The 10,312-nt window shown below is 57.7% G+C and carries 9 protein-coding genes and 1 pseudogene; 8 read left to right on the forward strand and 2 right to left on the reverse strand.

Features of this window, described 5'->3' with window-relative positions:
* The coding region (locus G392_RS12655) for a tyrosine-type recombinase/integrase (RefSeq protein WP_034335009.1) at nt 1-337 on the forward strand (337 nt) is incomplete at its 5' end.
* A gap of 123 nt (nt 338-460) precedes the next feature.
* Here the strand turns inward: G392_RS12655 and G392_RS0109275 are convergent.
* Nucleotides 461-1,660 carry a YcjF family protein gene (locus G392_RS0109275; protein WP_027010003.1) on the reverse strand — a complete coding sequence of 400 codons (1,200 nt, stop codon included), beginning with the start codon at nt 1,658-1,660 and terminating at the stop codon, nt 461-463.
* Between the two features lie 153 nt (nt 1,661-1,813).
* Here G392_RS0109275 and G392_RS0109280 point away from each other — a divergent pair, with 153 nt between their 5' ends.
* From G392_RS0109280 to G392_RS0109315, 7 genes and pseudogenes are all read left to right on the forward strand, one after another.
* Nucleotides 1,814-2,218, forward strand: a complete 405-nt coding sequence (locus tag G392_RS0109280; protein ID WP_027010004.1) for a helix-turn-helix domain-containing protein — start codon at nt 1,814-1,816, stop codon at nt 2,216-2,218.
* Nucleotides 2,219-2,233: 15 nt separating this feature from the next.
* Nucleotides 2,234-3,415 carry an aspartate aminotransferase family protein gene (locus G392_RS0109285; protein WP_027010005.1) on the forward strand — a complete coding sequence of 394 codons (1,182 nt, stop codon included), beginning with the start codon at nt 2,234-2,236 and terminating at the stop codon, nt 3,413-3,415.
* A 119-nt stretch (nt 3,416-3,534) separates the two neighbouring features.
* Nucleotides 3,535-3,738: pseudogene (locus G392_RS0109290) on the forward strand (glycine zipper 2TM domain-containing protein); the annotation flags it as partial.
* Nucleotides 3,739-4,311: 573 nt separating this feature from the next.
* Complete coding sequence (locus G392_RS0109300) at nt 4,312-5,388, forward strand: hypothetical protein (RefSeq protein WP_027010007.1); 1,077 nt, start codon at nt 4,312-4,314, stop codon at nt 5,386-5,388.
* A 1-nt stretch (nt 5,389) separates the two neighbouring features.
* Nucleotides 5,390-5,887: a DUF2726 domain-containing protein gene (locus G392_RS0109305; protein WP_027010008.1), complete on the forward strand. Its 498-nt coding sequence runs from the start codon at nt 5,390-5,392 to the stop codon at nt 5,885-5,887.
* A 54-nt stretch (nt 5,888-5,941) separates the two neighbouring features.
* Nucleotides 5,942-7,351, forward strand: coding sequence for a cysteine--tRNA ligase (gene cysS / locus G392_RS0109310; RefSeq protein ID WP_027010009.1), 1,410 nt, complete (start codon nt 5,942-5,944; stop codon nt 7,349-7,351).
* A 13-nt stretch (nt 7,352-7,364) separates the two neighbouring features.
* Nucleotides 7,365-9,899 carry an autotransporter outer membrane beta-barrel domain-containing protein gene (locus G392_RS0109315; protein ID WP_169718759.1) on the forward strand — a complete coding sequence of 845 codons (2,535 nt, stop codon included), beginning with the start codon at nt 7,365-7,367 and terminating at the stop codon, nt 9,897-9,899.
* Nucleotides 9,900-9,977: 78 nt separating this feature from the next.
* Here the strand turns inward: G392_RS0109315 and G392_RS0109320 are convergent.
* Nucleotides 9,978-10,312 (reverse strand): tyrosine-type recombinase/integrase (locus tag G392_RS0109320; RefSeq protein ID WP_027010011.1); only part of this gene is annotated, 335 nt, incomplete at its 5' end.

Genomic DNA, 10,312 nt, shown 5'->3' on the forward strand with positions numbered 1-10,312 from the left:
GGCCAGCCGCCTAACACGCGGCTGTGAATTGAAACCGCGACTGGCGGCGGGCTTGGGCGTGCGCCAAATCGCCAAACGCCTGCAACAATGGGCATTGCGTCAAGGCAGCGCACAACACCTTTCCCCGCACATGCTGCGCCACAGCTACGCCAGCCACCTGCTGCAAGCCTCGCGGGACGTGCGCGCCGTTCAAGAACTGCTCGGACACCAAAGCCTGTCCACCACCCAAATTTACACCAAATTGGATTTCGTACATTTGGCAAAGGTGTATGACGATGCCCACCCCCGCGCCAAGCGCAAAACGGACGGGGCAGGGCAGGAGGGGGAATATGGTTGAAATGATTTATTTTTCACATTAGGGCGCGTCATCAATCAGCCAAAAAAACACCGCACCGTCATTCCCGCGCAGGCAGGAATGACGGATAAAAATACATTTCAGGCAGCCTGTTTTCAAACAGATTTATTTTTTAAAATAGGCTTTAAACATTGCCAAAATGGCATCGGTGCTGTCCGGCAACTCCACCTTGCCCGTTTGCTTATTGAAATAATGTGCCAAAACCTGAATATAAGCGTGTCCCAAAGCTTCCGTCAGCGCGAATGCCGTTGTTCCCGAAATCGCCCCGCCCGCCACACTGCCCACGCCGGGAATAAATTTCAGCAAATTGGACACAATCGCCCTGCCTACTTGCGCCATGCCCGTTACCCCTAACAATCCCGCAATTAAAGATGTGCCGATGCTTTTGTCCAACTCCAACTCAAATTCGGAGCTGACGGTATAAATCATCGTGCTTTGAATGCCCGCGATAATCGGCGCGTCCGTCATTGGAATCGGCGATGCGCCCGCCGCCCCTGCCGCCGCCGCCGCAACATGGACTTTGGTTTTCGCACCGTCAATCATACGCGCCAGCTTTTTCTCCATATCCACCGCCTGTGCTTTCAGCAAGGCGTCCAAGTGCTTTTTTCTTTGTGCCGCCGAAAACCGTTTGCTTTCCTGCAAACATTGTTCCGTCATCTCCAGCAATTTGTCCAGTCCTGCTACCGGAACGGTCGTCCCGAAAAGCGGATAAGATGCGGAATTAACCCGCACATAACGCCCCGCAATAAAATCTCGGTGTTTTTCGTCAATGACTTTTTTCGCTTCGGCAAAAAAATTGTCGCCTTTTTCAAACTGCGTATCGGTAAACACCACAACGGTGGGAATACTCAATTTTTCAGCCATCTGCAACAAATCAAATTCACGCCCTTCAACACGGCTGGAGCTTTCTTTAATGCACAGCCATGCCACATGCGGCATTTCGTCATCATTGCCCGATTCGCACGCCTGACGGATGCCGTCTTCAATATTGCCAAGCAATTGCTGATTGGTTGCTTGATAATCTTTGGCTTCAATGCCTTTGGTATCCCAAAGTGTCAAACCTTTTTCGGGAATAACGATTTTTTTTAATTCTTGAGTCTTGGGTTTGCCATCGCCCGTCTCAACTATGTTTGTACCAAACACCGCATTGACCAGCGAACTTTTGCCGACACCGGTTGCACCCATTAAGACAATATTGAGCTTGTCTTTCTCCCGTTGGGCTTTTTTCTTCACTTTTTCAATATCCAAACCTTTCTCGGGGTCGTAGCTGTCGCCGAGATAGTCATTGTAAGCTGCCTGTGCCATGATTTTATCCTTAATTGCTCGGATTAAAGTTAAGGCGTATTCCAAAATTTTCGGTTAGAATACGCCTGCCGTTGAAAAAATGATTTTATCAATTTTATCAACGCATTCAAACCAACCCAAAGTTTAATAACCTACCGTGAAAGTGTGGATTTGATGGAAACCTGCGAAAAAATCCGTCTCCTGCGTAAAGAACGCGAGCTTTCGCAAAAAGACATGGCGGAAAAATTGCAAATGTCGGTAAACGGCTACTCCAAAATTGAACGCGGCGAAACCGAGCCGAACCTCCAACGTTTGAAACAAATTGCCGATGTGTTCGGGGTCAGCCCGCGCGAATTGGTACCGCAGGGCAGCAATAATGTGGTTTGTTTTATTAATCACGGTACTTATACGGGCAATACGTTTGCCAATGACGAACGCCAAACACACCAACAGTTGCTAAATGAAATTGAAAAACTGAATCTGGTGATTGCTCATAAAGACGAATTACTTGTCCGTCAAGAGCGTGAATTGGCGGATTTGCGAAAAATGTTAGCGTTTTTGGACAACAATAAATCTTAAAATCTGGAGAAATGTATGGACATTCAGACACTGGAACACGCCCACACCGCCCAAACCTACGCCCGTTTTCCCACCGCGCTGGTGCGCGGCGAAGGCGTGTATGCTTGGGACGAGCAGGGCAAACCTTATTTGGATTTCACTTCCGGCATCGGCGTGAACAGCTTGGGCTGGTGCGATGCACAATGGTGCGCCGCCGTGTCCGCGCAAGCCGCGCAGCTTCAGCACACCTCCAATCTGTATTACACCCGCCCCGCCGCAGAGCTGGCGCAAACCCTTGCGGAAAAAAGCGGTTTGTCCGCCGTGTTTTTCGGCAACAGTGGCGCGGAAGCCAACGAATGCGCCATCAAAACCGCCCGCAAATACAGCCGCGACCGTTACGGCGCGCACCGCCACACCATTTTGACTTTAGACCAATCCTTTCACGGGCGCACCGTTACCACCCTGTCCGCCACCGCGCAGGCGCAGTACCACCAACATTTTTTCCCGTTTACCGAGGGCTTTGACAGCGTACCCGCCAACGATATTGCCGCTTTGCAAGCGCGTTTGGCGCAGGGCGGCGTGTGTGCGCTGATGTTGGAAATCGTGCAGGGCGAGGGCGGGCTGAACCTGTTGGACGGCGCGTATCTGGCGGAAGCACAACGGCTTTGCCGCGAACACGATGTGCTGCTGCTGATTGACGAAGTGCAAACCGGCATCGGGCGCACGGGGCAGATGTTTGCCTTCCAACATTTTGATTTGTCGCCCGACATCATCACGCTGGCAAAAGGCTTGGGCGGCGGTTTGCCGATTGGCGCGGCGGTATTCGGCGCACGTTGCCGCGACACGCTGGGCAGGGGCGACCACGGCTCCACTTTCGGCGGCAATCCCGTGTGCTGTGCGGGCGCGAATGCGGTGCTCGCGCGTTTGGACGCGGCGTTTTTGGCGGAGGTGCGGCGCAAGGGCGAAGCGTTGCAGGCAGCCTTGCGCGGTTTGCCGAATGTGCGGGCGGTGTCGGGCTTGGGCTTGATGGTGGGCGCGGAGTTGGCGGACGGCATCGCGGCGGGCGAGGTGGCGGAAGCGGCGCGGCAGCGCGGACTGCTGCTGCTGACGGCGAAACACAAATTGCGCTTTTTGCCGCCCTTAATCATTTCCGAACAAGAGATTAACGAGGGCGTAGCCATTTTGCGCGAAGTGCTGGCGGATTTGCACCGTGCCTGAAAAACCTTTTTGATAAACGGCTTAACCCTTGCCGCGCAAAACTTTGCCCCGTCTTAAAGCGTTTTAACCAAGCGGCAGCATACACTCGCGTTTTTCACACCTGAAAACGGAGTATCCGTATGAAAACCAAACTGATGAAAACCGCTTCGCTGCTGGCTTTGGCAATGTCCCTGTCCGCTTGTGGCACCACCATGACCGACAGCCAGCGCAACACGGCGGTGGGCGCGTTTATCGGCGGTGTCGCCGGCAACATGCTGGGCGACAACACCGAATCCACTTTGGGCGGCGCGGCTTTGGGCGGCTTAATCGGCAGCCAAATCAACGGCGGCAACAATCAAAACCGCAACACCGCCCCCTACCGCGACGGCTACTACAACGGCAACTACAACCACAACCATTGGTAAACCCCGTTTGCCGCAACATGCGCGTCTGCTTTGGCAAACGCGCATTTTTCATCAAAATGCCTTTTCGGTTTGAAGCCCTGCCGTTTAGGGCGTGTCATCAATTAGCCGAAAAAACGCCGCACCGTCATGCCTGCGCGGCGGGAAGCCAAGTCGAAACACGACAAACCTTGATAAAACATGGCTTGCCAAGCATCGGGAGGTGGATTCTGGCATTCGCGGGCATGACGGCATTTTTTCTACTATACTGATTTTCAGTAAAAAATTTACATGATGACACGACTTGGGGCGGTAAAATGGTTTTTGATTCGGGCGGGGTGTGGCTGTAGCCCCGCCAGAATCGGGGCAGGGCATGGGGCTGTGCTTTGATGTGCAGCCTTGTGCGTTGAAACATCTTTTCCCGAATCATTTTTCCCCGTCGGTCAAAAAAATAGCAAAGCCGTTCGCAAAGCCGTGCCAATCCGCTATACAATCGCGCTTTTGTTTGCGGTTTTGATGATGATGACGCTTCCCGACACCCGCCCCTATCCCACCGACCCCGTTAAAAACGATTTGCTGCTGTATGCGGAACAAATCGCCCGCCCCACTTCGGGCGCACAGCGCAAGCTGGCGCAGGAACATTTGACCGCGCAATTGCACGCCTTGTTGTCGCAACGGCAGATTTTGAGCCTGTCGGTGGCGATGAGCATGGCGCCCGACCGTGAAACCCATGTGGCTTTGGCAGACGGCTTGGCAGATGTGTTGGACGCTTTGCCCGCAAGCGGCGAAGCACAATGGTTCGCCCTGCCGGTGGTGTTGGTGTGCGGGGCGGAGCAGGCAATGCCTTTGGCGGCAGACGCGCCTGTGGCGGCACTGCAAAACTTGTTGGCGCAATATCCGCACTTGCAGCCTTTGGCAACGGCGCAATGGCTGCCGCAACTGGTGTCGGGCGAAGATTTCGCCGCCGTGCGTGCCGACCGTTGGTTTGCCGCCAAAACCCAAGCCGATGCGGCGGCATTGAAATTGTCGCCGCGCCCCGTGTCGGCGGCGGCGGGCAAATCGGTGCAGGTGCTGTATGCTTTGGCGTGGGGCGATGCGTCATTGCGCCCGCTTTTGGGCAAACCTTTGGCACAAGCGGCATTGCCCCTGATGCAGTTGTGGCAGCAGCATTTCGCGCAAACCGGTTTGACCGTGTTTGCCAACCCTTTAACCGCACTGCCGCCCCTGACGGCACTGGCACAGGCGGCGCACATGCGTTTGCGGATGGCACTGGACGTGTTCGCCGCCGATGCCCTCCGCGCCCTGCGTTTGCAAAACCGCCCCGTTGCCGCCGTTGCCGCCGCACAAGAAGGCGGACGCTTGCTGTTTGGTTTTGCCGATGCCGAAGACGCCGTCAATGCGCCGCACACCTTCGTGTGGACGCTTTCCCCCCGCGACAACATCGCCACCGTCCAACAAGACTTTCTCGAACTGATGCACGACTGCCATGTTCACGACATCTGCCTGCTGCCGCGTCCGCTTCCCGAACACGCCGTGTTGCCCAACTACGTCCAAGCGCAGCAACTGAAAACCCGACAAGACTGGTTGAACTGACATGGCAACGTGGCTGATTGGCGCGATGGGCGCATCGGCATTGCTGCTGGCGGCATGGGGCTTGCGGCGGGCATGGCAAAACGAACGCACCGCCCACCTGCTTGACGGCGGACTGCCCTACCACGCCCGTCCCATCATGACCCCCACCGAATTGAAAGTGTACGACCGCCTGCTGCACGCCCTGCCCGAATACATGATTTTCGCCCAAGTGCAAGTGTCGCGGGTGGTCGAGTCCCCGCCCGAAAACAACCGCTACTGGTTCAACCTGATTAGCCGTTTGAGCTACGACTTTGTCGTCTGCCGCACAGACGGTACCCCGCTTGCCGCCATCGAAATCGACGACGCCACCCACAACCTGCCCGAGCGCATCGATGCCGACCAACGCAAAAACCGCGCCACCGAAGCCGCCGGCATCGCCATGCTGCGCTGGCCGGTCGATGCCGTGCCAAACGTACGCGACATCCGCCGCATCATCGCCCGTTGCGACCATGCCCGCTAAAATTTTCCGCTATAATCCCGTTTCCGTTTTTCACCACTACCGAAGCACTGCACCATGCTCACCGTTTACAACACCCTGACCCGCCGCAAAGAAGCCTTTGTCCCGCTCAATCCCGAAAACGTCCGCATGTATGTGTGCGGCATGACCGTGTACGACTATTGCCATCTCGGACACGCCCGCGTGCTGGTGGTGTTTGACATGATGGCACGCTGGCTGCGGCAGCACGGCCACCCGCTCACCTACGTCCGCAACATCACCGACATTGACGACAAAATCATCGCCCGCGCCAACGAAAACGGCGAAAGCATCGGCGAACTGACCGCGCGTTTTATCGCCGCCATGAACGAAGACGCGGACGCTCTGGGCGTGTTGCGCCCCGACGTGGAGCCGAAAGCCACCGAATACATTCCGCAAATGATTGCCATGATTGAAGATTTAATCGGCAAGGGCAAGGCCTACGCTGCGGAAAACGGCGACGTGTACTACGCCGTGCGCGAATTTGCCGCCTACGGACAACTTTCCGGCAAATCTTTGGACGACCTGCGCGCGGGCGAGCGCGTGGAAGTGGACGGCCACAAGCGCGACCCTTTGGACTTCGTGTTGTGGAAAGCGGCGAAAGCGGGCGAACCGGCGTGGCCAAGCCCTTGGGGGAACGGCCGCCCCGGTTGGCACATCGAGTGTTCCGCGATGGGCGGCGACGTGTTCGGCGCAAGTTTTGACATTCACGGCGGCGGCGCGGATTTGCAGTTCCCGCACCACGAAAACGAAATCGCCCAAAGCTGCGGCGTGTACGGCGGCTGCGGCTGCCACCACGATGCGGGCAAACCCGTTGAAAGCCATGTGAAATATTGGCTGCATAACGGCTTTATCCGCGTGGACGGCGAAAAAATGTCCAAATCGCTGGGCAATTTTTTCACCATTCGCGATGTTTTGCAGCAATATGATGCCGAAGTGGTGCGCTTTTTCATTTTACGCGCCCACTACCGCAGCCCGCTCAATTATTCCGATGTGCATTTGGACGATGCCAAAAACGCGCTTACCCGCCTGTACAACACTTTGCACAATATTCCCGCCGCCGATTTTGATTTGAACACGCAAAGCAATGATTATACGAAACGTTTTTATGCGGCGATGGACGATGATTTCGGCACGGTGGAAGCGGTGGCAGTGTTGTTTGAACTCGCCAACGAAGCCAATAAACAGCAATCCGCCGAACTTTCAGGCTGCCTGAAAGCGTTGGGCGGCGTGTTGGGCTTGCTGCAACGCGAAGCGCAAGCGTTTTTGCAGGGTGGCGCGGCGGCGGACGGTTTGTCCAACACAGCGATTGAAGCCCTGATTGCCGAGCGCAAACAAGCGCGTGCCGACAAAAACTGGGCGGAATCCGACCGCATCCGCGACCTACTCGCCGCCGCAGGCATTGTCTTGCGCGATGGCGCGGACGGCACCACTTGGACACGAAATTAACGGAGCAGCCACCATGACCCACTCATTTCCCTTGACCCCGCGCCCGATGGCATTGGCAGTGGCGGCGGCGTTTGCCCTGCCGCAAGCCCACGCTTTGGAAACGGTTTGCGAACACGAAAACGGCTGTGAATATACCTACCACAGCAATGCCGACCGTGAATGGCACGTCCGCACCCCCGCCGCTTCCGGCACGCTGAACCCGCCCGCAGGCGAAAAGCTGCACATCAGGCTCAAAGCGCAGGATTATCAAAACGTTCCCGCCACCGGCACCGGCATTCAAACCACGGCGGACGGCAAAGACTACGCGCTGACCAATCCCAAACGCCTGATTGCCGTGCAGGATTGGCACAGAGATGCCCCGTCTGCCGCCGAACTGACCGTCCCAACAGGCAGCAAGCTCACTTTGGCGCGGGCGGAAGAAGACTCGTCCGCCGTCCATGTCGGCAACGCGCACGCCACATTGGAACAAGGCGTGCGCATCAGCCTGAATCCCGGCTACGGCGAAGCCAACCGTTTGAGCCACCCCCATGGCGACACTTGGGACACAGGCACGGCAATCCGCGCCACCAACGGCGCACAGGTACGCACGTCCGCCGATATTGATTTGCACGGCACGGGCGCATCGGGTTTGCACGCAGACGACCTCAATACGCGGATTGAAGCCGCAGACCACCAAATCAATCTGCACGCCCCCGTCAATATCGCGCTTTCGGCGGCAGACGGCGGCAAAATCCACGCCCGCAGGGTGCACATTCGCGGCAACGGCGATGCCCAACTCGGGCTGCACACCGTCAATGACGGCGATTTCGGCGAAACCGCCGTGCAACACACCGAAATCAGGCTGGACGACAGCAGCGTGAAGCTGCCGGGCAAAACCACCGCCGTCATCATGGCACACGGCGGCAAAAGCATTCTGAACAACAGCAGCACAGAAGCCGAAGCGGGCATCGTCCAAATCGCGTTTCCCGACGACACCAACAATCAAGACACCGTTATCGACCTGCACAACAGCACCCTGCACGGACGGCGCAGCCTGTTGGCGGTGAACCCGCCCGCGTGGATGGACGTTGCCCGCGAACCCGTTCCCGACCAAGCCAACCGTTTCCACACCGTCATCAACGCCGCCAACAGCACCCTGCACGGCGACATCCGCACCGACCGCCACCTGCGCCGCGACAACCAAGCCTTCGGCACCTATACGCTGAACCTGCGCGACAACAGCACATGGACACTGAACGGCGACAGCACGCTGGACACCCTGAACGTACAGGATTCCACCGTTGCCTTTGCCGAAGACGGCGGATTCAAAACACTGGAAGTTTCGGGCGAATTGAGCGGCAACGCCACGTTCCGCCTGAACACCGATTTGGCAAACGCGCAAGGCGACAAACTGCTGGTACACGGCAAAGCATCGGGACAGCACACGCTGCACATCCGCAACACGCCTGCCGAACCGGCGCACACGGACGGCAAATTAACGGTGGTGCAAACGGGCGGCAGCGATGCCGACACCTTCCGCCTGCACGGCGAAACCGTCAGCGCGGGCAAATATCTGTATGAACTGCAACAGGAAAACGGTAAAGATTGGGTGTTGGCGCACCATGGCGAAACCGCCGCACCGCCGGCAGGCAAGCCCCTGCCCGCACCGTCTGCCATCACCACGCCGCACAAAGTATTGGGCGTGTACGCCGACAGCCGCATCGCCCACGCGCAAACCGCTTCGCAAGTACTCACACGCCAAAACGAAAGCCTGAACCTGCGTTTGGCAGAACTGCACAATCCGCACCACCTGAACGGCTTGTGGGTATTGAGCGACCACAGCACGGCACGGCGTCCGCGCCAGCACATTGACGGCAACACCAAGGGCATCACATCAGGCAACCGCACGCACACCAACGGCTTTCAAATCGGTTACGACCATGTATTTGCATCGGGCGCGTATGTCGGCGCATTGGCGGGGCGCAGCGTGTCGGCGGCAGACTACCGCCGCCAAGGTTTTCCCGACAGCCGCGTCAGCACCAATACCTTCGGCGCATACGGCGGTTTTACCCGCAACGGCTGGTTTGGCGACGTGCTGCTGCGCCACAACCGCCACCACAGCCGCCACCCCGAAGAACACAACCGTTGGCACGGCAACAGCCTGATGCTGCAAACGGGCATGCAGTTTGATGCGGGCTACGGCTGGCGGGTTGTGCCGCAAGCGGCGCTGACCTTGGCACGGATGTCGCGCAGCCCGCACACCAAAGTGGCGGTTTTGGCACAAACCCGCATCGGCGCGGAATTGCGCGGCGATTTTTTGGTGTCGGAACGGGTGCGCGTGATGCCGTTTGCCGGGCTGTACCATTTGGGCGACCACCGCCCCGCCGCCGCCAAGCTCGACAACGAATACCTGCAAGCACCCAAAGCCGGTTCGCGTGCCGCGCTGCACGGGGGCGCGTCCGTTGCCTTCGACCGCAACAACCATTTTGATTTTGCCGTCCGCAGCGAACACGGCGATTATCTGCGCCGCGCCGCCACCGTGTCTTTGGGCTACCGCTATCTTTGGTAGTCCGCACCAAAACCGACAACAGCCCGCATCATCATCATGCGGGCTGTTGTCGGTTGAGCGCACGCCAAGCGGTATTGCTTACTGCCCCTCCTGCCCTGCCCCGTCCGTTTTGCGCTTGGCGCGGGGGTGGGCATCGTCATACACCTTTGCCAAATGTGCGAAATCCAATTTGGTGTAAATTTGGGTGGTGGACAGGCTTTGGTGTCCGAGCAGTTCTTGAACGGCGCGCACGTCCCGCGAGGCTTGCAGCAGGTGGCTGGCGTAGCTGTGGCGCAGCATGTGCGGGGAAAGGTGTTGTGCGCTGCCTTGACGCAATGCCCATTGTTGCAGGCGTTTGGCGATTTGGCGCACGCCCAAGCGCGTGCCGGTGCGGTTGGTAAACAGGGCGGTTTCGCCGGCGGCGGCGCGGCGGT

Origin of the sequence: Conchiformibius kuhniae DSM 17694, from assembly GCF_000428785.1 — a bacterium.
In the GTDB taxonomy this organism is placed as follows: domain Bacteria; phylum Pseudomonadota; class Gammaproteobacteria; order Burkholderiales; family Neisseriaceae; genus Conchiformibius; species Conchiformibius kuhniae.

Coding starts and splice junctions, on each gene's coding strand:
- G392_RS0109275 (WP_027010003.1), bottom strand. CDS start 1,660: ATGGCACAGGCAGCTTACAATGACTATCTCGGCGACAGCTACGACCCC.
- G392_RS0109280 (WP_027010004.1), top strand. CDS start 1,814: ATGGAAACCTGCGAAAAAATCCGTCTCCTGCGTAAAGAACGCGAGCTT.
- G392_RS0109285 (WP_027010005.1), top strand. CDS start 2,234: ATGGACATTCAGACACTGGAACACGCCCACACCGCCCAAACCTACGCC.
- G392_RS0109300 (WP_027010007.1), top strand. CDS start 4,312: ATGATGATGACGCTTCCCGACACCCGCCCCTATCCCACCGACCCCGTT.
- G392_RS0109305 (WP_027010008.1), top strand. CDS start 5,390: ATGGCAACGTGGCTGATTGGCGCGATGGGCGCATCGGCATTGCTGCTG.
- cysS (WP_027010009.1), top strand. CDS start 5,942: ATGCTCACCGTTTACAACACCCTGACCCGCCGCAAAGAAGCCTTTGTC.
- G392_RS0109315 (WP_169718759.1), top strand. CDS start 7,365: ATGACCCACTCATTTCCCTTGACCCCGCGCCCGATGGCATTGGCAGTG.